19 protein-coding genes are annotated in these 22,938 nt (G+C 41.1%); 6 read left to right on the top strand and 13 right to left on the bottom strand.

Annotated elements, in window-relative coordinates:
• Positions 1 to 266 precede the first annotated feature (266 nt).
• The 5 genes from NSTC731_RS07090 to NSTC731_RS07070 form a co-directional block, all read right to left on the bottom strand.
• Positions 267 to 1,247 carry a hypothetical protein gene (locus NSTC731_RS07090; protein ID WP_445630195.1) on the bottom strand — a complete coding sequence of 327 codons (981 nt, stop codon included), beginning with the start codon at positions 1,245 to 1,247 and terminating at the stop codon, positions 267 to 269.
• 170 nt (positions 1,248 to 1,417) lie between these two features.
• On the bottom strand, positions 1,418 to 3,058 hold the full coding sequence (locus NSTC731_RS07085) for an FAD-binding oxidoreductase (RefSeq protein ID WP_445630194.1): 1,641 nt from the start codon (positions 3,056 to 3,058) through the stop codon (positions 1,418 to 1,420).
• 185 nt (positions 3,059 to 3,243) lie between these two features.
• Entirely contained in the window at positions 3,244 to 6,504 is a 3,261-nt protein-coding gene (locus tag NSTC731_RS07080) for a cyclic nucleotide-binding domain-containing protein (protein ID WP_445630193.1), read from the bottom strand.
• Positions 6,505 to 6,946: 442 nt separating this feature from the next.
• Positions 6,947 to 8,008, bottom strand: a complete 1,062-nt coding sequence (gene metX, locus NSTC731_RS07075; protein ID WP_445630192.1) for a homoserine O-acetyltransferase MetX — start codon at positions 8,006 to 8,008, stop codon at positions 6,947 to 6,949.
• A gap of 98 nt (positions 8,009 to 8,106) precedes the next feature.
• A complete protein-coding gene (locus tag NSTC731_RS07070; protein WP_445630191.1) occupies positions 8,107 to 9,411 on the bottom strand; it encodes an O-acetylhomoserine aminocarboxypropyltransferase/cysteine synthase family protein in 1,305 nt (434 codons plus the stop codon).
• A gap of 205 nt (positions 9,412 to 9,616) precedes the next feature.
• Here NSTC731_RS07070 and NSTC731_RS07065 point away from each other — a divergent pair, with 205 nt between their 5' ends.
• Both NSTC731_RS07065 and NSTC731_RS07060 read left to right on the top strand, forming a co-directional pair.
• The gene (locus NSTC731_RS07065; RefSeq protein WP_445630190.1) at positions 9,617 to 10,513 is read left to right on the top strand and encodes a helix-turn-helix transcriptional regulator; all 897 of its coding nucleotides are present in this window, start codon (positions 9,617 to 9,619) and stop codon (positions 10,511 to 10,513) included.
• 109 nt (positions 10,514 to 10,622) lie between these two features.
• Complete coding sequence (locus tag NSTC731_RS07060; protein ID WP_445630189.1) at positions 10,623 to 11,975, top strand: cytochrome P450; 1,353 nt, start codon at positions 10,623 to 10,625, stop codon at positions 11,973 to 11,975.
• Positions 11,976 to 12,050: 75 nt separating this feature from the next.
• On the opposite strand, the gene NSTC731_RS07055 is transcribed toward NSTC731_RS07060, so the two are convergent.
• The 5 genes from NSTC731_RS07055 to NSTC731_RS07035 form a co-directional block, all read right to left on the bottom strand.
• Positions 12,051 to 12,623 carry a GNAT family N-acetyltransferase gene (locus tag NSTC731_RS07055; RefSeq protein WP_445630188.1) on the bottom strand — a complete coding sequence of 191 codons (573 nt, stop codon included), beginning with the start codon at positions 12,621 to 12,623 and terminating at the stop codon, positions 12,051 to 12,053.
• Between the two features lie 66 nt (positions 12,624 to 12,689).
• Positions 12,690 to 13,388 carry a glutathione binding-like protein gene (locus NSTC731_RS07050; RefSeq protein ID WP_445630187.1) on the bottom strand — a complete coding sequence of 233 codons (699 nt, stop codon included), beginning with the start codon at positions 13,386 to 13,388 and terminating at the stop codon, positions 12,690 to 12,692.
• A gap of 117 nt (positions 13,389 to 13,505) precedes the next feature.
• Positions 13,506 to 14,282, bottom strand: coding sequence for a class I SAM-dependent methyltransferase (locus NSTC731_RS07045; RefSeq protein ID WP_445630186.1), 777 nt, complete (start codon positions 14,280 to 14,282; stop codon positions 13,506 to 13,508).
• Between the two features lie 606 nt (positions 14,283 to 14,888).
• A complete protein-coding gene (locus tag NSTC731_RS07040; protein ID WP_445630185.1) occupies positions 14,889 to 15,203 on the bottom strand; it encodes a ferredoxin in 315 nt (104 codons plus the stop codon).
• A 103-nt stretch (positions 15,204 to 15,306) separates the two neighbouring features.
• Positions 15,307 to 16,161: a uroporphyrinogen-III synthase gene (locus NSTC731_RS07035; RefSeq protein WP_445630184.1), complete on the bottom strand. Its 855-nt coding sequence runs from the start codon at positions 16,159 to 16,161 to the stop codon at positions 15,307 to 15,309.
• 328 nt (positions 16,162 to 16,489) lie between these two features.
• On the opposite strand from NSTC731_RS07035, the gene NSTC731_RS07030 reads away from it, so the two are divergent.
• Together NSTC731_RS07030 and NSTC731_RS07025 are read left to right on the top strand one after the other, a co-directional pair.
• Positions 16,490 to 16,789, top strand: a complete 300-nt coding sequence (locus NSTC731_RS07030; protein WP_445630183.1) for an iron chelate uptake ABC transporter family permease subunit — start codon at positions 16,490 to 16,492, stop codon at positions 16,787 to 16,789.
• A gap of 984 nt (positions 16,790 to 17,773) precedes the next feature.
• Positions 17,774 to 18,685, top strand: a complete 912-nt coding sequence (locus NSTC731_RS07025) for a S1C family serine protease (RefSeq protein ID WP_445630182.1) — start codon at positions 17,774 to 17,776, stop codon at positions 18,683 to 18,685.
• 118 nt (positions 18,686 to 18,803) lie between these two features.
• Here the strand turns inward: NSTC731_RS07025 and NSTC731_RS07020 are convergent, their stop codons facing one another.
• On the bottom strand, positions 18,804 to 19,091 hold the full coding sequence (locus NSTC731_RS07020) for a hypothetical protein (protein ID WP_445630181.1): 288 nt from the start codon (positions 19,089 to 19,091) through the stop codon (positions 18,804 to 18,806).
• 92 nt (positions 19,092 to 19,183) lie between these two features.
• On the opposite strand from NSTC731_RS07020, the gene NSTC731_RS07015 reads away from it, so the two are divergent.
• The gene (locus NSTC731_RS07015) at positions 19,184 to 20,020 is read left to right on the top strand and encodes a S1C family serine protease (RefSeq protein ID WP_445630180.1); all 837 of its coding nucleotides are present in this window, start codon (positions 19,184 to 19,186) and stop codon (positions 20,018 to 20,020) included.
• Entirely contained in the window at positions 20,017 to 20,649 is a 633-nt protein-coding gene (locus NSTC731_RS07010; protein ID WP_445630179.1) for a response regulator transcription factor, read from the top strand. The genes NSTC731_RS07015 and NSTC731_RS07010 overlap by 4 nt, the downstream gene beginning before the upstream one ends.
• Positions 20,650 to 20,939: 290 nt before the next feature.
• Here the strand turns inward: NSTC731_RS07010 and NSTC731_RS07005 are convergent, their stop codons facing one another.
• Complete coding sequence (locus NSTC731_RS07005; protein ID WP_445630178.1) at positions 20,940 to 21,395, bottom strand: hypothetical protein; 456 nt, start codon at positions 21,393 to 21,395, stop codon at positions 20,940 to 20,942.
• A 32-nt stretch (positions 21,396 to 21,427) separates the two neighbouring features.
• Positions 21,428 to 22,441, bottom strand: a complete 1,014-nt coding sequence (locus tag NSTC731_RS07000) for a hypothetical protein (protein WP_445630177.1) — start codon at positions 22,439 to 22,441, stop codon at positions 21,428 to 21,430.
• Between the last annotated feature and the right edge of the window lie 497 nt (positions 22,442 to 22,938).

The following is a 22,938-nucleotide window of genomic DNA, read 5'->3' as shown; positions in this document are numbered from 1 at the left end:
TATATGCTGAGAAATTTTTACTAATTCACTCAGCTTTTGAACTATGGGCTTACTAAAATACAAACCAAAAACAATGGCAATTATAGGACAAATTATTAAGCATATTAATATTAATAACGTAGAAAAGCAACATTAACATGGCAATTTCCTTAAAGGTAGTTATAGAGAAGAATTCAGAATGGGCTACGCCCCACTGCGCTGACAGGAGTCAGAACTCAGAATTTTTGAATAAAAGTCCATAATCCTCACAATTCTCAGCCCCCAATTCAATTTTTGATTAATCGCTCAAATTCAAAAAAATTGATTAACACTTCTAAAGATGTTTGTTCATTTGTGGGGGTAGTTGCTTCAATTTCTTGTATGGTTTCTAGATTTAGATATTGAAAAACTGTTTGGGTTAACGTGGGGATTGCATCTGCTGGTAAAGAAGCTAACTCACGGGAGAGCCGATTTAGGCGAGATTTAGCAAAATTAACTTGAAATTTTGCACGTTTGAGTAAACGTTGTCTAATATTTTCGTACAGTTCTGGATTATTTGTAGCCAAAGTTCCCACGTTCTGATTTTTAATGATAAGAATAATGTCTGGATTTTCTTCTAAAAAGAGTAGGCTACCCTCCTGGTTATAAGATGCTATTCCTTCGATTCCTAAAGAACCAATATCCGCTAGAGCAATGATGCAAGCTACTGGTGAAATATTCTGATTATAAAGAGAGGGTTGATAAATGGCTTGCTCTGTTGTATCGTAATCACAAATTGTAGCGGCGATCGCTTCTTGAATGATTTCCAAATCTGTATCTGTGAAAAGAGCCGCACTTTTTGGATAAGATGCTGATATTTGTTGATTTAAAACTCGTATATAATTCAATAGAATTTCTATAGTTGCATTTTCACTGACACCTGCTTCTCGTCGTCTGGATGTGTGCGGTTGATGAGGTATAAAGATTTGTACTAAGTCATGAGCGATCGCACAAACATCCAGTAACAATTCCATCCTCTTAATTGTCTCTACATCAGCTGACAAATAAGGACGAATGACTTGAAAAATTAATTGAGCGCGTTGCTGTACAGCCATCAAATGATCTTTTGTATGGTAGTACAATTGCTTTTCGGTAATTTCACGCTCAAACTCTGCTAGAACAAATTTATTTACCTTAGCAACACTTTCAGTAAAATCACTACTGATATATGGTATATTTTCTGTGGATGTTTGCTGGGAAAGCCAGTTTTGTTGGTTTTGTGAATTCATCTCTATTAGAAATCTATTAGAAATCGAACATCTGAAACACCTTGTAAAAGTAAGATTAGATGCTGCTTACTTCAAGCTGGAATATTTGAGTCTAATTTTATAGAACAGATAAATTTATAACGGCGAATAAAATAATTGCCCAAAAACAAGGCAATTATTTTATTCGATCCCTAAGCATCGATCGCAACTCGGTCTCTAGGGTGAGCAATACAAGCGAGAATATAGCCTTCCTCCTGTTCGCTTTCATCGAGAGCATCAGGTTCTCCTAAATACTTCACCTCTCCTTGAAGCTTCCGCGTTTTACAACTACCGCAGACTCCACTGCGACAACTACTGTCGATCGCCACTCCTTCTTGTTCGGCTAACTCTAGAATCGGCTCTTCTCCAGTGCAGATAATTTCTTTGCCAGACTTAGAAAACACTAGAGTAAAAGAGCCTGTTGTTTTAACTGGAGGAGTAACTGGGGTAGAAATTACTGGTTTTGGTACTATTGTTGTCACTTTGGTAACTTGCTCAGTGACTACTTGAGGCGGAACTGATGGCTGGGGTTTTGACTTTTTCGCCCCGCCAAAACTTTCTTCATAGTAGTTTTGCATGGGGAATCCGATTTGCTCTAGCATAGTCTTTACCCCTTGCATAAAAGGACTCGGCCCGCAGACATATACTGTGCGCTGCCAAAAATCAGGAGCGATCGCATACAGCATTTGTTCGTTGAGTCTGCCCATAAAGCCATACCATGCTTGACCTGCTTCGGGTCTGGTAATGGCGATCGCTAAACGAAACTTAGGTTGGCGGCTAGATATTAACTCTAGTTCCTGGCGATAAATAATATCACGAGGACTGCGGGCACAATGGAAAAAGACAATATCGCCATCAGCAGCGGTGTCCATCATCCATCGTGACATAGACATCATCGGTGTAATACCACTCCCAGCAGAAATAAACAATAGTTTTTCACTGGGGTTGGCAAAACAAGTGAATTTTCCCAAAGGGCCGCTGACTTTGATTTCACTACCAACTCTGAGGTTGTCATGCAACCAATTGGAAACTAAACCAGGCGGTACATCCAAAACATCTGGTGGTGCAGGAACACGCTTGACTGTAATTTCTAAAGTGTGGGGTCGTGAAGGAGTTGAAGAGATTGAGTAAGAGCGTTTGACTGGTTTATCGTTGATTTCCAGGTTCAGCGTCATAAACTGACCGGGTTGGTAGGTAAATAATATTGGTGGGTCAGCAGCAAACCGGAACGTCTTCACATCATCAGTTTCGTCAATTATTGCTACACAACGAACCATTAAATCACCTTTTGTCCATCTACTGATTTGTTCTGGCGGCACAAGTGCGATCGGCATATACTCACTAGGCGAACGAGTCGGCTGACTTACTTGCTGACTAACTTGGGAAATGGGGATGGTGTATGTCGCCTGTGGAAGAGTTGGTGTTTGGCTTTGGACTTCCCGAACTGGTGCGACCTCTGCCTTATCTGTTGCCGATCCGGTTGCTTCAACAGTGAGGATAAATTCGCCAATCCGAATAATGTCATCCTTTTTCAGGAGATATTTTTGGTTTAGACCCGCCGCTTGGTCATTAATGCGGGAGCCAGTCAGGCTAGCCATATCGCAGAAGTAATATTCGCCCTCTTCATAGCGGATACTACTGTGAACTCGGCTAACTTCAACACTGGGCAGAACTACACCACAATTGCGGGAGCGACCTATAAAACATTCGCCATTAATCATAACTTCTGGCGATATGTCTAACTCTTGTTTCTCTGTGGGTATTTTTGAGTTTAACAGTTTGATTTTGAGCATACCAACCTTCCTAAGTTTCAATTATTAGCTATGGAGCATTGGGTATCAATACGGTTCGGATAAGCATTTTGAACTAAGAGGTTTGGGGAAAAGGTTAAAGGGAAAAGGGAAAAGGAATAAATTTAATCTTTCCCCTTTCCCCCTTACCCCTTTCCCTTTCCCCATTCTTATACCCAATCCCCTTTTCACTTCTGACTTTCTTTAACTTGTGCAGTTAACCTTTGCAGACGACCAATCATGTTTAGCAACAAACTCCTCGACACTTCCGAATCATTGCGTAATAGTGTCTCAAAATCCTTCGCCTCTATGACCAAAACTCGATTGATTTCAGCCTTGGCAACTACATTTGCCGATCGCGCTTGCCTAGTCAAAACTCCCATTTCACCAATAGTTTCGCCTGACCGAATTGTGTTGACGACAACCTCAATATCTCCTTGCAGAACCGTTACATCAACTTCACCATCGATCAACAACAGCAGTTCATCAGATGGTTCTCCAGCCTTACAGATAATTTCTCTTTGACGGTAAACTCGAATCTCAGCCTTGCGAGCCAGTTCGAGCGTCGCTTCCGGCTTCACCGTTCGCAAAAGACTGGTTTCAAACATCAATAACAGCTTATCCAGGGTGCTGAAAGTTTCTTTTGCTACTGCTGAGTCTACTGGCGATTGCTTTTTCCAACTCACAGTTATAGCTGGTTCCTCTGCTGGGCTAAACCGAATCACATCTCCTGGCTGGAGACGCACGGTATCATTTTGTATGCGTTTATCATTAATACGTAAACCATAGGCACTTTTGAGCGCTGTTAATCTCACTTCTTGCTCGTCAAGATGAAATATCGCGTGGTGCTGAGATACTCTGGCACTGGGCAAGATAATATCATTTGCTAAACTACGTCCCACTTGCACCGCTGATTGCTGAAAGACAAGCTGTTGTATTTTTCCCTCCACCTTCACTTCAGCCATGAGAGTTTGCAACAAAGCAGCAGCCTGTCCTTCATCTAGACCCAAAATATTTTCTGCTGTCTCCTGCACTAGCCAATCTCCGGGTTTTGTGGAGTTGAGTAACTGGCGTGCTTGTTCGCGGCCTTGCTGTGGGTCGAGTTGCTCTAGGGCGTAAAGTGCAGCTGCTTGGATGAGTGGCTCTAGTTCTTGCAAAAGTTCTTTAAGAATATCGATCGCAAAGGGTTGATGATTGGCTCTTATCACCTTTGGTATTGGTTGTCCAGCAACAAATATTTGTGTCGGTGCTTCGTCATCAACTATCTGTGCTGGAGTCTCAAAGGTTGCTGCTAATTCTAAATCATCGGGTTGCAGAAGTGCGATCGCTTCCTCAGCAATTCTTTCTTGCCAGCGCCAAGTATTATTAGCTTCATTCAGAATATTTGGCAATACATTTTCTGCAAGTATGCCAATGGCACTAGCTATTTTCACAGCTTCCGGCGCATCTTGCAAAACTTCGAGAATACTCAATAATTGCTTGGTGATAATTAGTTGTTTATTTTCAATAGCGACTAATCGCAGCAACACAAACACGGGTGCTTGATGACTTGGAAAATTACTTAAAGCTTTGTAGCGGACAGTTAGCTCCTTTAACTGTGTAAGTAGTATCTCTGCTTTGCGGAGAATAGCACTGTTTTCATCAACCATTTGGGATAAAATTTGTGCTTCTTCCTCTGCGGTAATGCCATACTCTTGTTTCAGGCTTTGAATTTGCTTGTCTCGGCGCTGGAGTGCTTGACGCAAGGGAACTCCCATCTCGATCAAATCTAACAATTGTAGTTCTAAAGCTTGCCGATAGCTTTCAATTCTTAACTGATTTTCCCGACTTCTGCGTTTAGTTGGATCTAATAAAGATGGGTTTTCTACTCCCAATTCTGTCAATATATTGAAGTGTTCTTCATCCTTAAGTCCTAATTCCAAACGGATTTGTTTGAGTTCGTCTAAGCTATTTGCCGGCTCTACATTTCCTTGTTCTAATTCTTCGCGCAGCAATCCTTTGTAAACCTGAAAGCTAGATTCTTTACTAAAACTAGGCAGTACTTTAGCAAGAACATACACCTCATCTGGTTTCAGGTCTGCCATTGACCGACCCTCTAAGAATTTAGAGAAATCAACTGTTAATTTAGCCAACTGACGACGCAGACTTTCTGCAAGACTTTCCCGCGAATAAGTTTCAGCACTACGGCTGAGTGTTCTGTACAGCCATAATGTACTGACGAGAATGACTAAAGCGTTAAATCCTAGCTCTATGAAATTTGGTAGTTGTTTGAGTATGGGACGGCCAGCAAATAAGAAATAACAATTGAAAACTACAAAGGTAGAAATTGCAAAAATATTGTGTTGTACCTGTTGTTTACTGAGAGGTTTATTAATCCGTTGACAATAAGCTTTGTATTCTTTTTCTACCCTCGACAATAAGAAGTAACTGGCTGTGACAAAAGCCCCAATAGTAAAAGGAACTGCAACTAATTTCGGAATCGGAATCGGCTTACCAAAAATATAAAATCCTGGATTTAAAAGAGTTACTAATTGATTGTCTTCATGACTCCAAATTCCAGAATAGTAGTAATCAAGAGTGCCAGAATACAAAAAATAGTAAAGATAAAAACCGATGACTAGTCCCACATAGCCGTATTGAACTATTCTCCGACCTGGCTTGTTAAAAATTTCCCAGTAAGACCGTTCTGCATCAATGTCCATACAAGGAGATTGGCAGCTAACACAGGCGCTTTTTTCGTTACCATCTTTATCTGATGTCCGGCACATAGACTGAGTAACAATCTGTTTTTGACCTTGGTGAGCCTCACTTCCTAACAATCCCCTTGGCCCGTTATAGACCATCTGCACGGGGCCCATAGGACAAAAATATTGACACCAAGTTTTACCAGCAAACAGATAATTTACCAATATTGCTGATAGAATTGTCAGAATAATAAAAGATCCTAAAAACAGGCGATCGGCATTAATAAATAAAATTCTCAAGCAAAGACCAATGCAAAGAAACCCAAATTGGAAGTATAAATGATTGCGACCAAGCCAAGAATCTTTTGCTATTTTAGCTAGTTCATAGCGCACTGCTCCCGTGCGAGGATTAGTGATTTTGCGTTGACGTTGCTTACCTAACGCTCTCGGAATTTGTGATAGAAAAGATAACGGACAAATCCGCCGCCATGTTTCATGTCCTAAAACAAAGATAATCAATACTCCACAAGGAACTACAATTCCCCAAAAGACTTTGGCTCCTAATGCAAAAGGTTTGACATCAACACACTTGCCTTGGACTGTGACAACCTCTTGGCATTTCAGCGGGTCTAAGAGATTCGGATTGAGACGGAAAATACTCCACTCAGTAGTAGGCTGCGTGAGATATGGCGAAATTGGGTCGTAAAATAACGATAAAATGAGAAAAATCCAGCCAATAACGAGCAGCCATCTAACAAAATGCATTTGTTTTTCCGCAACTCGATGAAACATGGTGGCAATCCTGATTATTCTGTATGGTTATGGAAGTTGACTGGAGTTGTAGAACTCCAAGAATTCTGATTTATTGGCTAGATTATACCAGTAGTAAGATATGGGTCACTCCATCAGTGAGAAGTTAAGGTAATTGCACAAATGTTCGTGAAGGTGCAGGAAAAGCGGACAAATCCAGCCTGGAGACTGGCTTTCGCAGATATTTAACCACGCCTAAATCTTGATTCTCTCTTTCTGCGAAGTACTTAATCGGGTCATCCGCTTTGCCTTTATTATTAGTCCTGACAAAGAAAGAAAAAACGGCGTTGCAGAGAAAGCGGGATGATTTTGCCAGTTTTGTGGGATGGGCCGAAAAGCCCGTCCCTTGTATTTCAGGGCGCTCGTGTCGCCCACCCTAGAAGAATCATCCCTTGATTCAGCAACGCCGAAAAGAGATCAGCAGTTCATTCAATGCAGCCATATCAATTAAAAATGCATCATGTCCGTGGGTTGAATTCAGCCACGCCAGTTGAGCATTAGGGATTAAATTTGCCAATTCTTGTTGTTCTACTGGAGGATAGAGGATGTCAGAATCAATTGCAACAACTAAAGTTGGTTGCTGGATGCTTTGCAGAATAGATTCATAATCTGACAAATCAGGACTGGTGCGATCGCGTGCAATATCGTGGCGATCCATTGCATGGGTGAGAGTGATGTAAGTGTTGGCATCAAATCGTTCTGTTAGCTTTTGACCCTGATGCTGTAAGTAACTGGTTATAGTAAACTGCTCAGATGCATCATACTCGCGTCCAAAGCGGTTTGTAAAACTATTCCAAGAACGGTAAGTAGACATTGCCATCATCCGCGCTACTGCTAGTCCTTGGTTTGGCGGCGCATCCGGGGTGTAGTTCCCTCCTCGCCAATTTGGATCGGCATAAATTGCCTGTCTTTGGGCTTCACTTAATCCAATACACCAAGCTGAATGTCTGCCAGAAACAGCAATGGGTGCGATCGCTTTCACCTTTTCTGGATATAACAACGCCCACTCCAGTGCTTGCATTCCACCGAGCGAACCACCAATTACTAACCGCAGAGATTGAACACCCAGGTATTCTAATAGTGCAACTTGCAGGCAAACCATATCTCGGATTGTAATTTTAGGGAAGGATACGCCATAATAGTTTCCCGTTATGGGGTTGATAGTGGTTGGCCCAGTTGTACCGTAACAACTTCCCAAAATGTTGCTGCATACAATAAAGTCGCGTTCTGGATTGAAGGCTTTCTCTGAACCAAATAAAGGTTCCCACCAATCATCAGCATCAGCGGAACCAGTTAAGGCATGACAAATCAGTACCCCATTATCGCCTTGAGCATTTAACTGTCCCCAAGTGCGATAAGCAACCTGAACCCCAATTAATGTTTCGCCGCCTTCTAGTTGAAATGGCATTGTCAGTTGGTAAAACTGGGTTTGCGGTGAGATGAAGTCTGAGTAAATCATAGGGTGGGGAGTTAGAAGTTAGGAGTTAGGAGTTAGGAGTGGAGGAGAAGAATTAATAACCAATGCCCAATGCCCAATGCCCAATGCCCAATTAAAAACTAAATCCTAACTTGCTGGAATGCTTGCTCAAAATCTTCTTTGATGTCGTCGATATGTTCAATTCCCACTGATACTCGCACCAAATCGGCTGTCACACCTGCTGAAAGCTGTTCGTGATTACTTAGCTGTTGATGGGTTGTAGAAGCGGGATGAATAACAAGGGTTTTCGCATCACCAACATTTGCTAAATGACTCGCCAATTTTACATGATTAATAAAAGCTTTACCCGCTTCTAGTCCACCTTTGATGCCAAAATTTAAAACTCCCCCAAAGCCATGCCGAAGATATTTTTTTGCTCGTTCATGATGTGGGTGATTGGGAAGTCCGGGATAATTAACCCAAGATACTTGCTCTTGTTGCTCTAACCACCGAGCCAATTCTAGGGCATTGCTCACATGACGATCTACACGTAGAGAGAGAGTTTCTAATCCTTGCAGTAACAGAAAGGCGTTAAATGGACTCAAGGACGGGCCAAAATCTCGTAACCCCTCGACTCTAGCGCGAATAATAAAGGCAATGTTACCAAATGTTCCACTAGGGCCAAACACTTCTTGGAAATTTAGCCCATGATAGCCTGGTGCTGGCTCAGTAAATAGAGGAAATTTGCCGTTACCCCAATCAAATTTACCCGAATCGACAATTACACCACCAATGGAAGTACCATGTCCGCCAATCCATTTAGTTGCGGATTCTACTACGATATCTGCACCATGTTCAATCGGTCGAACTAGATACCCACCAGCACCGAAGGTATTATCCACAATTAAAGGAATGCCGTTTTCGTGGGCAATGTGAGCTAAAGCGGCAAAGTCGGGAATATTGAATTGAGGATTGCCAATGGTTTCAACGTATAGGGCTTTGGTGCGATCGTCGATCGCTTGACGAAAACTTTCTGGGTCATCTCCCTCAACAAACTTGACTTGAATACCTAAACGTGGTAAAGAAACTTTAAACTGATTATATGTTCCTCCATACAAAAAACTAGTGGAAACGATATTATCCCCAGCCTGAGCAATTGTACTGATTGCCAAGAATTGCGCCGCTTGCCCACTAGCGGTTGCTAATGCTGCTACACCCCCTTCTAAAGCAGCAATCCGCTTTTCAAATACATCTGTCGTCGGGTTCATGATGCGGGTGTAAATGTTACCAAATTCCTGAAGAGCAAATAACCGCGCTCCGTGGTCGGTGTCGTCAAAAACGTAGGAAGTCGTTTGGTAAATCGGTACAGCACGAGCATTAGTTCCAGGAGCCGGCTCTTGTCCAGCATGAACTTGCAAGGTTTCAAAACGATATTGTTCTGACATAAGCAGTTATTTGAGTTTCCAATTATACAAACAAGCAAGAATAATTGAGCCTTGTTTGGGAGAAATTAACGGTAATTTGGAAGGCTTACCGTATTTTAACTGTTTGCGCCCAGGATTCCTCATCTCTAGCACAACAAGTTAGAAAATAGAAAATGGGAATTAACACCTCTTAATTTATATTTAGAAAAAAAGCGTGTGAGTCGTCATGCAAATAGACCAGCCTTTTAAAATTAATGCTGCCCAACCAGACAAACTAAAGCAATTTCTTCCCAAACCTTTAATTATTTCCAGCCCAGTTACAGGTTGCAATGGTTTTTATTTTGCCTATCATCGCCAGTTAAACTATCAACTTCCTGAGACATCGCCTTTTCAGCACATTATTACCATTTACAGTAGAGAGTTTGAGGCAAAATTAAAAATTAACGGACACTGGCAAAGTAAATCTTATGCAACAACTGATGTGGGGATTTTTCCTGCTCACCAAATTTCTCCAGCAGTACAATTTAAACAGGAATTAGGGTTTATTCACTTGGGTTTTGAACCAACGATGATTACTCGTGTTGCTTACGAATCAGTAAATCCTGATGCAGTTGAAATTGTACAACAACTGCAAACTCACGATCCATTGATTCAACAAATTGGCCTGACACTCAAACAAGAAATAGAAACTAGTGGATTTGATAGTTCACTGTATATGGAATCAGCAGTAAATCTGCTGGCGGTGCATTTATTGAAACGTTACTCAACGCAAAAATTTATCATTCGAGAATACACAGGTGGATTACCAAAACATAAATTAAAAGAAGCGATCGCTTATGTCAATGATAACTTAGACCAAAATTTGTCACTTGCAGAAATTGCGGCGATCGCCCAGATAAGTCCGCATTATTTTGCTAGCTTGTTTAAGCAATCAATGGGAATAGCACCTCATCAATATGTCACCCAATGCCGAGTTGAAAGAGCAAAGTATTTACTTGCGAAGCGAGAATTATCAGTTATACAAGTCTCCCAATTAGTAGGATTTCAAAGTCAAAGTCATTTCACTAAGGTTTTTCGCAAATATATCGGCATCACTCCTCAAGCATTTAAAAAGCTACACTGAACTTTTCGGAAGATAACACTAGTTTTCGGAAGATTGCGTGAGACAGCACGATCTTGTTAAAGCTAGACTCAATAGTTATCACCACACTTTGAATCTGTAGTCAAAAAAAATGACACAACTAAAACCAGCCCAGGAAATGCCTGGTAGCTTTGGGCTACCCATTTTAGGTGAAACTCTCCGATTATTTGCTACCCAAGGATGGGGACTGGCGAAGAACTATGAACGCTATGGGCCAGTTTTTAAAACCAGCATTTTAGGAAAAAAATATGCAGTTTTGGTAGGAGTGGAAGCAAATCGACTAATTTTGCAAGAAAAAGCTGATTGTGTTTCTTCCTACTTAGGATGGAAAGTGTCTATGGAGCATATTTTTGGGCGGCCAATGATGCTTCAAGATGGTGAAGAACATCGCCGGACTCGTCGCTTAATGGCTCCAGCGTTTCATAGTAAAGCCATTGCTAATTATTTTGACATTATGCAAACTGAAGTTAACAAGTGCCTAGAAAACTGGGTGCAAAACAGTCCAATTTCCATCAAGAATGAATTTAATCAGTTAGCATTGCGAATTGGAATTCGGCTATTATTAGGTGTTCGACTACAAAACGAAGTTGAGCAAGTCGAACAGTTGTATAATACTTTGACGCAAGGAGCATTGGCGCTATTACGGTTAGATATACCGTTCACAAAATATGGTCGTTCTCAAAATGCTCGTCGTCAGTTGAAAGCTTTCTTAGAAAAAATTATCAGCGAACGTAAACTTCAAGGCAACTTAGAGGAGTCTTGTGATGTATTAGGATTGTTTTTGGCAGCATTAGATGAAGAGGGAAATGCTTTAGCCCAATCACAGATCGTAGACGAACTGATCCACTTATTAAATGCAGCACATTTCACTACTGCTACATCTTTAACGTGGGCAATGGTTGAATTGGCAGCGCGTCCCCAATGGCGTGAAAAACTTCGCCAAGAACTTATAGAAGTTGTCAAAGATGAACCTTTGAATTTGGGACACCTCAAGCAACTTAATCAAATGACTTATTTTTTCAAAGAAATAGAACGACTTTACAACCCCGCAGGTGTAGTGCTGTTTCGGGGAGTTGTAAAAGAAATTGAATATGCAGGTTATCGCATTCCTCCTGGTTGGGTGGTGATTGTTGCTCAAGGATTAACGCATCGCATGAGCGAGATTTATACTAACCCAGAAAGTTTCGATCCAGAACGCTTTGCCCCTCCCCGCGAAGAAGATAAAAAAGACTCCTTTGCTTTAATTGGTTTTGGTGGTGGCGAACATATATGCATTGGAATAGAGTTTGCCAAAATGGAAATGAAGATTTTTTTGGCAACGTTGCTGCAACGATATGATTGGAAAGTGACACCAGAATATGAACCTAACAACTATTATCAACTACCGTTTCAAGTAGAAGGAAAATTACAGGCGCAAGTCAGCAACATCGAATGGAGAAACTAAGTTAAAGACGCGATGAATCGCGTCTCTACAAATGGTTTATTTGTCGCATTCTTTTTTAAAATTTGTATAAATTATTCACTCAGTTTTTTTAAGCACAAATTGCTCCAGATCGTGATACTGTCCTTTGAAGAAGGCATACTGTTTCTGTATACCCTGACTGTGAAAACCTAACTTTTCTAGCAACTTTTTAGAAGCGATATTTTCCAGCATGACTTGGGCAATAACGAAACGCAAATCCATTTTTTCAAACCCAAATTGCAAGATAGTACTTACTGCCTCAGTCATAATACCTTGTCTCCAAAAAGTACTGGCAAGCTCATAACCGACTTCGGCTGAGTGTTCTTGTGGGTTCCAGGTAAACCCACAAGAACCAATCAAAACGTTGTCTTGCTTATGAATAATTCCCCAGCGAATTCCATCTCCTCGCTCAAACCGCTTGGCTCTACGTCCAATGAGAGCGTAGGCGTAGCCCGTCGTAGACATCGCTTTTTTAATAGAAGTGAAGGTATCAAGATCGTGAAACTGTGTCACGCTCGGATCGGAGAATACAGCAAAGGTAGCTTCAGCATCCTGTAACGTTGTCTCACGAAGAAGCAGCCTTGCTGTTTCTAATTGAGGAAAGGAAGATGGTAAAAAGCCGTTGCTCATAGTTGCGATGATCTGGGGTTAGAGCTAAATGAGCGATCGCCACCGTGACAAAACTATTCAAAAAGCTTAAGGCTGAATAGTCTTCGCCGACTGGTTAAATAACAAATTTCGTGACTTATCTGGATCGAGCGCTTGAGTTTTCAATGCTTCGGCTTTTTCGTAGGCGCGAATTGTTGCTGGACGCGCTTTAATTGTCTCAAACCAGCGCTTAAGGTGAGGAAAATCTTCTAAGTTTTGACTTTGGAGTTCATGTGGCACAATCCAGGGATAAGCAGCAATATCGGCAATGGAATAATCGCCAGCCACAAATTCTTTATCTGCTAGTTGCTTATTCAAAACTGCATATAAGCGTCCCGTCTCATTCACATAACGGTTAATCGCATATTCAATCTTTTCGGGAGCATAAGTACTAAAGTGATGATTTTGTCCCGCCATTGGCCCTAATCCTGCCATTTGCCAAAACAACCATTCTAAAACTTGAGTGCGATCGCGTAAATCTTGAGGGATTAATTTCCCGGTTTTTTCTGCCAAATATAGCAAGATTGCCCCAGACTCAAATACCGAAATTGGCGCACCTCCATCTGCTGGTTCGCGGTCAACGATCGCAGGCATCCGATTATTAGGAGAAATCTTCAGAAATTCCGGCTTAAATTGATCCCCAGCCCCAATATTTACAGGAATTATGGTGTATGGTAAGCCGACTTCTTCTAAGAAAATGGTGATTTTATGACCGTTTGGGGTTGTCCAATAATAAAGATCGATCATGGTTATTTTTCCTAAAATTGTGCGATTGTTTTGTAGGTTAATAGTGTGTTACAGACATCTCTTAATTACGAACTTGTACTGAGCGTAGCCGTTGGCGCAGCCTCTCGTAGAGAAGTATTACGAATTAGATTGTGGTGCTTTTGCGATCGCAGCCCAAACTCTGTGGTGAACCTGAAGAATTGGCGTAGGATATTGTGTTTCAAGCAATGTTGCCAATTCCTGGTCAAATACTTCTACCTTTTCTGGTGTCAAACTGGCTCCTACACCAGCACTAGCACGAATTCGTCCCCGCCAAGCTTCGTGTGTATAAGACACAAACATATCGTAAGAAAATGTGCGGATTTCTCGGAATCCTCCTTCGCCAATATCTTGTAACCACAGGGGATACAAACCATTACCACCGCCCAAATTCCACGCGGGATTATGAGCTTTGATTAGTTGTTCCGTTGCGTGAACTACATTACCTTTTAAGGGTATCCAATCAAAATGTGCGATCGCAAGCAAGCCATTTACTTTCAATATGCGAGTAATTTCCTTGACAGCACGCGGACGGTCAAACCAATGCCAACACTGTCCAGCTGTCACCACATCCGCACTGGCGTTTGGTAACTCGGTATTCTCGGCACTTGCAACTCGATAATCTACTTTAAGTTGCACAGATTCGCTTAACAGTCTGGCTTGTTCTAAAAGTGAGGCTGATGGATCTAGGCCAATTACATAAGCACCTCTATCGGCAAACCCCCGCGCTAGTGTCCCTGTTCCTGTACCGAGGTCAACAATATTCTGCCCTGGTAAACCTATACCATATTCAGACAATTTATTAAATAATGAACTAGGAAACCCAGCGCGGTGTTTTGCATAATCAGTAGCAGTTGCACCAAAATCAATTTTCATACCTACAAAACTATTCTTGTAACAATTGTCTAGGCTAGAAGTTCTCTACCCACGGACGTAGTTCTATTTCCCATGTCCAAGCACTGCGGGGTTGGCGTGAGGGCTGATATTCCATAATTCTGCACCTCAGACAAACTCATCTGTCCCCTTCTTTTTCCCCTTTTTTACTCCAGGCTTAGTACTCTTTGCCTATTGCGCGCGTAGTTGTTGAATAGACCTCTTGCAAAAGTAACTTTTGCACTCTTGCGGTCAAAGGGGAAAGGTCAAAGGGGAAAGGTTTTTTTATTCCTTTTCCCTTTCCCCCAAACCCAATTCCCTACAAATGCCAAGAAGTCTAATGTCGGCGGTGGAATTGTGGAAGCGGTTGTAAGTTTTAGCTAATCTTTCAGAGAATGCAAATTATCAAAATGTTGCTGCACATTTTATAACTACTTGCGATCGCAGCTTAATTTCCACACTTTTTTAGGGTAATGTATACAATGGACGGCTTCTATCGCCAGCAACGGAGGCAGTAACCCTATGAGCAGCATTTTCAGCAGGAGAAAAAAGATTTGAAAAGGGTTGGGGTTTAAGTATGACACTAATCCCCTTAACCCTTACCCATTCTTAACCGTTAAGCGCTTCTTCTTGATGGGTTTCGATAACGCAATCAGAAGTGGGGCGGGCAACGCAGGTAAGAACCCATCCTTCGTCAATTTGATCGTTGTCTAAGAAGTTCTGATCTGATTGGTCAACTGTACCTGAAATTAGCTTCCCGGTACAGGTAGAGCAAGAACCAGCGTTACAGGAATAGGGCAAGTCAAGCCCATTTTCCTCGTTAGCGATCTCTAGGATGTACTCACTATCAGGGACTTCAATTACGTGTTCGCCTGCGTTTTCTTCACCTTCTGGGATACGTAATGTAACTTTGTAAGTTGCCATGTAAAACTTCCTAACTCAATATAAACTCCATTTTCGATACTACGGGTTTATGTGCAGCTAGTCTAGAGTGAAATTTGGTTGATTATTTTGCATCTGAAGATGCTTAATTTTTATCGCAAGTAAGAGTACAAAATGCTGCGATCGCTTCAGCAAATCCCTCGAATGAATTATAATCTCTAGCCACGATAGAGACATTCATACCCAACTTTTGTGCATTAGCACTGGTGTAAGGGCCAAAACATGCAATAACACAATGTTCGTAATCGCTTTGCGAGTTGACCATTGTCAAAAAGCTTTCTACTTCCGCCGTGCTACTAAAGGCAATTACATCAATAATTCCTTCGCGCATCAGGTTTAATTCCATACCATAGATAGTTTTATCTAAACCCTGCGTAATATATGTGGGTACGCGAGTTACTTCTGTGCCCAATTGCTGCAAATCCCTAATTAAATTGGGTACAACATCAGGTTCAGGCAAACCCACAACTTCTGGAGCCGGGATCAGCACTTTTTTCTCGTGAATTTGCGGGAGTTTCGCTAATTCAGCCACAATTCCGGCTGGGCTAGATTCTGCTGGGATCAAATCCACCTTGTCACAAAAAGACAATAAGCTTTCTGCATCTTTTCCTAATGCACATAAGTGACATTTTTCCACCGCAGAGATGGGAATATGTAAATCATTTATGCGGTGAAAAAATGCAGTGATGCCATTTCTACTTGTAAAGACAATCCAATCAAATTCATTTATATCGGCTAAAGCGGCATCTAACTGAGTGTAGTTTGATAAATAGCAGGTTTCGATGGTAGGCATGAAAACAGGTAAACCACCTTTTTTGATGATTTGTTCGGATAACCTATAAGCATAATTTCTCGGTGCTGTTACTAAAATTCTCTTGCCATAGAGAGGTAAGTTTCTCGATGGAGTCAGCAGGTTGATTTGTTTTGATTGGGTGTGCATTTGTTTCTTGAAACAGAATTCAGGAGTCAGGAGTCAGAATTCAGCATGAATTCTGGATGACGGCTAGAGTGAGCGCTCACCTCGCTGTCGTAAGCTGAATAATATAGCGCAATACAAGATGTAGAGAGCAATACGCATATTGAAATATAGCGGTTCTTGCTTGAGTGAAGTATAAAAATTCAGCAACGCCAAAAAGCTGATATATAGCGATCGCCAGGTAGGTTAGGACATAAACTGAATATAAAACCTAGACACCAAGAGACTTTCAACCTTGTCCTCTGTCACCTGTTTCCTGTCCCCTGCTATAAATCCTAGCCATTTTTCTAGGGTGAATTCTCCCCATTTTTCCGATGTCATCTGTGTCGATCAAACGGCACGATATAAACATCTAAAAACGTTTGCGGGAAATCTTATGTCTTCATTACTGGCTTTGTCCAACAGTTTAGCTGATACCGTAGAACAAGCTGGGAGTGCTGTGGTTGCAGGGGCATGGTTATTAACTTTTGCAGATTTACTATCTAGACTAGGAGCAGTAGAACTACCAGTAGGTTCCGTCGCTGCGTTGCTGGGTTCACCGTTATTTATTTGGTTACTTTATCGTCGTTCTACTGGGTTTATTAAATTTTGAGCTAATAAGTAAAAATATCGGGAGTTTTGTCAACGATATAAACCAAAAGCAAAACCAGCCAAGCTTTCTTTCTGGAGATTTTGCTGCTGGCTGGTCATAAAATTAGCCGGAATAAGGATAAGCACAAATTCAAAAAAGGTCAGTTGACACTTTTCGAGCAGTGCCAAGTATTGGAATGCCCCCAAGTAGCAGAAGTGGCAAAGAAGTTTGTTCAAGCTAATAGAGCTTTTGACGGAAGTTGGATGAGTGAGATATGACTAACACAGTAGAAAAAAAATGAGAAATCCATTGGTCAATTGATGTATCTTAATAAGATATTACTATCTTGTTAAGATTAATGACCTCGACTTGGCTTTACCTGATGGGTTTCCAACTTCTACTCCCCCTCCATTTACTTTTTCTTCTTCCTTCTCTGACAGATTCGTGTACATTGGGTTTGGGTTGGTGAGTGCTGGAGCATCTTGTTTCATATCACACAGTTCTCCTTTTTTTAATTTATTTTTTATTTATTTCTAATAACACCATACTTCAAGTAACTATCTTTGCTAACCATTGGTTACATGACTTTAAAATACTTCAAGTAACTTTATAGCTAACGATTGATTAGATTAGTTTACATTATCTTTATCAGATTGTTTTAGTGTATTGTGCAAACTTCCTATAAGTGGCTAAAAACTTTACCCCCCACTACTTATATAACTTGAACTTTCATGCAAAGTAGTGAAAAGTGGATTTTGTAGTGGGATGTCTTGGTAAACCCGATGATACATGAGCCGCCTAATTCCTATGCCTCATCAACTTGCATTTATATATAAAACCTAGACACCAATAGACTTTCAACCCTGTCCTCTGTCACCTGTTCCCTGTCCCCTGCTATAAATCCTAGCCATTTTTCTAGGATGAATTACTCTCCATTTTTCCGATGTCATCTGTGTCGATCAAACGGCACGATATAAACATCTAAAAACGTTTGCGGGAAATCTTATGTCTTCATTACTGGCTTTGTCCAACAGTTTAGCTGACACCGTAGAACAAGCTGGGAGTGCTGTGGTTGCGGTGAATGGGGGTACACGTGTTTCCCCAAGCGGCATTCACTGGCGTAATGGCATCATTGTTACCTCTGATGAGTGCCTCCAGCGCTATGACGATATCACGATTACCTTATCAAATGGTAGCACTGCACCAGTAACACTCATCGGTCATGACTCTAGCACCGATATAGCTGTTTTTAAACTAGAAAATGCAGAAATACCTGTGGCCAAAGTTGGCGATGCTAAAACGCTCAAAGTTGGTCATCTCGTGTTAGGACTGGCAAGAGGTAGCGAAGGTGATTTAAGGGCGGCGATGGGTGCAGTAAGTGTGGTTAGCGGTACTTGGCGGAGTATGAGTGGCGGGAATATTGACCAATTTATCCGCCCAGATATCACCCTTTACTCTGGCTTTGCAGGTGGGCCGCTCGTAGATGCGGCTGGTTTTGTGGTAGGGATGAATACATCGGGGCGGCGTGGTACTGCTCTAACAATTCCCACTGCTACAGTCGATCGCGTAGTTGACCAATTAGTAGCAAAAGGACGCATTTCTAAAGGCTACTTGGGTGTGGGAATGCAACCTGTACGTTTACCAAAGAATCTAAAAACTGCTCTCAATTTAAGTTCGGCAACTGGGGTAATTGTTGTCAACGTTGAGGCTGCGGGGCCTGCTGACAATGCAGGTATACTGCTTGGCGATGTTTTGGTAACATTCGATGGCGTAACTGTGAGCGATACAGGTGATGTGTTGGCGCTGCTCAATAGTAGCGATCGCATTGGTAAAACTGTCAACGTGCAAGTTGTCCGGGGTGGAGTGTTAATTGAGTTAGCGATCGCAGTTGGCGAACGACCTACTAAGGAAGAATAATACCAATTTGGGATGGGTTAGAGAGACGCGATAAATCGCCGTCTCTACAGGTAATTGATCCATCAATTATTTATTGACAGACTACTAGCTTTGTCAAGATTTATCTAAATGTTTTGATTCATTCGACCTTTTTGCTCGGACGTTGAGCTTCTGAACTCGGAAGTTGCACCTTTTTACTCGAACGTTGAGCCTCTGAACTCGGAAGTTGCACCTTTTTGCTCGGACGTTGAGCCTCTGAACTCGGAAGTTGCACCTTTTTACTCGAACGTTGCACCTTTTTGCTCGAACGTTGCACCTTTTTGCTCGAACGTTGAGCCTCTGAACTCGGAAGTTGCACCTTTTTGCTCGAACGTTGAGCCTTTGAACTCGGAAGTTGCACCTTTTTGCTCGAATCGTCATTAGTCATTTGTATTTCTCAGGACAAATGATAGACGACAAAGGACAAATCACAAAGGACATCACTAGATTCTACTTTGACACGCTCAAAAACTGTATAACATGGCAAACACAACATTAATTAATGTCGCTGCTGAATTGACAGAGGTAGCTGCTAATCTACGTCTACGCACTGTCAAAGTAAAAAGCGGCTCTCAGGGAGTCGGTTCTGGTGTCATTTGGCAATCTGACGGATTAATTATCACTAATGCCCATGTGGCAACTAGCAACCGCGCAACTGTGGAATTGGCAGATGGAAGGGTATTTGATGCGGTGCGTACCCAATTCGATCCACAGCAGGATTTAGCAGCTCTGAAAATTGTCGCCACTGATTTAACTGCTGCAACTATCGGCAATTCTGAAGCGCTACGAGTGGGTGAATTAGTCTTAGCTGTGGGTAATCCCTTTGCTGACAGTGGCGCTGTTACCACTGGAATTATCCATGCAAAAAATCCACGAGCAGTTATGGCGGATTTGCAGCTGTATCCTGGTAATTCTGGGGGGCCACTTGCCGATTGTCAAGGCCTGGTCGTGGGAATTAATACGATGATTGTTAATGGTTTGGCTGTGGCGGTTCCCAGCAACACCGTTGAGCGTTTTTTACGAGGAAATAGTCGTCCGCAGTTGGGAGTTACACTGCAACCTGTGCTTTTAAGTAGGCGTAGCTTGGGTTTATTGGTGCTGTCAATTTTACCTAACAGTGCGGCAGAAAATGCTGGTATACAAATCGGCGATGTTTTAATTGGAGTTTCGGGGCGATTATTTACTAGCATGAATGACTTAAGCAAATATCTCCATGAAAGTAAAGGATCTGTGCCGCTACAACTCCTACGCGGTAAGCAGCAATTCGTGATTTATGTTGCCGTGCAGTCCGATAAAACTGCTGTGGAGGCGACATGATCCGAGTGATGGTGGTTGCTACTTCCCCTGTGGTGCGGGCAGGGTTATCAGCTGTGGTGACTACCAATCCTCGGTTGACAGTTGTGGGGAGTGCATCCGATTTGGATGTATTGGCGAGTGAAGTTGGGCAATTACAGCCGGATGTGGTGCTGGTAGATTTGAGCGGGAATTTTCAACAAGCGGTGTGGGAAAAATTGCTAGTTATTCAAGAACAGCAATATCCATTAGGAATAATCGTCATTGTTGAAGAACTCGACAGCATCGACTTAGAGACGGCGTTACGTTCTGGTATCCGCGGGATATTGCCTAATACTAGTACAGAGTCAGAAATTGTTGCGGCTGTGGAAGCGATCGCTTTTGGTTTGTTGGTGCTGCACCCAAATGCTGTAGAATTACTGTCTATCCGCGAAAAAATCGAAACAAATCCCGTACAAACCTTGACACCACGGGAGATAGAGGTTTTAGGAATGCTGGGATCGGGGTTGGGAAATAAAGCGATCGCAAAACGTTTGCATATTTCTGAGCATACCGTCAAATTTCATCTCTCGTCTATTTTTCAAAAGCTCACTGTCTCTAGCCGTACTGAGGCTGTTGCTGTGGGTGTGCGACTGGGTTTGATTATGCTTTGATCGATAGACTTCTTGGCATTGGGGGGAAAAGGGGAAAGGTTAAAGGGTAAAGGTATGGAATTTTCCCTTACCTTTAACCTTTCCCCAACATCTTATAAAAACAATTTTTGCAAGATGTCTATTAAAAACATGAGAGCATTATCAATGAAGAAACAATTACTTCTAAAATTTGAGTAAGAAAAAAGCACTCAAAGTTTTAAGCTAATGAGTACCAAAATTATATAAAATGTGAATGGAGTGTCTTCAGAGCATAAGAACCATATCAATAAAAAACTTTTGATAGGAACAAGTCAAATTCTCCTACCTCTATTGTGCATATCAGACATTTTATCGCTAACAAATTTATTAAAGGATCTTGGATAATATGAGTTTTCAAAAACATACTTCCAACATTGATAAAACGCAGGTCTTTTAAAAGCCGATGTCATCCCAAATTCCCAAAGTTTCCATAACTTTTGATCAATTAACTTTAATTCGTGATACAACATATGTTCTTCATAACATAAATCAAAGTAAAGCCACACATAACGCAGTAACTTCTCTTTTTCATCTTCTGTAAGAGAACCAAAGTCAAAGTTTTCATCAAGTATGTTTTTAGGTAGCTTTTCAAAAATTTCTTGGTATCGCTTTGTATATGCACTAATATTTGCAACTAGTAATTGCTGTTGGACACCTTTGTTCTGCATCCAAACAGCATAAAGAGAAATAACCACAGCAATAAGGGCAATAAGGTCACTTGTTTGCATTTTATTTTCCTATTAGTAAAAGTCAAAATTTGCTAAAAATATTTTCCTAAGTTGATGATTGAATTAACTGCATCTTTAAAAACAGCGTTAATGCCATCGACAACATCATCAATAGGATTAGAACTTACTAATTTATTAACAGCGAAATTAATATCGTGCAACTCACTGCTGTGCAATTTCTGGATGACGATAGCAGCAATATCATTTTTTACTTCTTCGATAGCTGTATCGGTGTTATAGTCAGCAGAAGCATTCAAACATTTGGTTGTCATTAGGGTCAGGGAATTCTTCTTAAAATCTTCTTTAAGTAGCTCTATAAATTCCTCTATTAAAGTAGGTGTCCATACAGGAATTCTCCCAAGTACTGATCCACCAGCAATTGAAAGAAGTGCAGGCGTACTAAGTCCGCCAGTTACAGCTATAGCTACTCCACCCACTATTAAAGACGCAACCACGAGATGCTTATTCTTTATTTCACCTTTATCTCTAAGCGAACAAAAAGCACATAATTCGGAGGAGCAATCCAATGAACTTCTAATAACATTGGCTATAAATGTGGAACAATTATTAGAAATTGCATGATACATTGAACCCTGTACTGTTTGGTAATATGTTAACATTTTATGTTCATTAAAGTCGGCTAGTTCAATAGTTCTATCTGCTTGACGCCCTTTATCTTTACATTCTTGATAATAACTGTAATTTGTAGAATCGGCAGATGGAACAAGGTCAACATTAACATATTTCTTTGTAGTGTCTTTCTCACTTATTTGAACTGGTGATACATCCTCAACTTTAATTGAATCTGATTCTGAGGATAGTAGACTTTGCAATGCATATTCTATCAGATGAGTCCGGGCATTATTATTCTCCAGGATAGGTCGATAACTAATGTCAGTATTGATATTATTTTCCAAAGAAGGTCGATGACTAATGTAAATATTGTTAATCTGCATTGAAACATGACCCACATCACTAAAAGTCAAAGCACTCAAGCCACTACTTCTAAAGGCTTTAGGATACCAGATATAAACTTTTACAGCCATAAGTCTTTTTCCTGTTCTAATTCTAATGGAATGAACAAGAGTTACTACACGGAACATTCTAGCTATTTCGGAAAAGATTTTATTTGTTCAGTCAGGTCTTGGCTACTATTGCAATTTGCTAAATTAGTCATTTTTAGATCAGTAATAACCGTACATTACATCGAATAATTATGTATTAATAGAAAATCTCAAGTGCATATACAAGTATAATTTAATTTCTATTTTCATAAAACTTAAGTATTGTTACATTTATTTAGCATTATTTTTTAGCTATGAAATAATCTGATGTATCTGACAAATCCTCAAAAAATTGCAGCACACAAATTAACACCAATCGCCAAGGTGTAATTCTTGGTTAACCATGAAGGATACAAAACGTCAAAGTCACTGTCACTATAAAGTGTGCCAATTTCATCTCGCAGCGTAAGATAAAGGTTCCCTTTGGAGAAAGCAAAAGCAGCATGGGTGACACGAACTCTTTACCTGGCACAGGACTG

This window comes from Nostoc sp. DSM 114167 (assembly GCF_052692655.1).
Note: the sequence above shows the minus strand (reverse complement) of the source record. Positions and strands in the feature narration are given on the sequence as shown.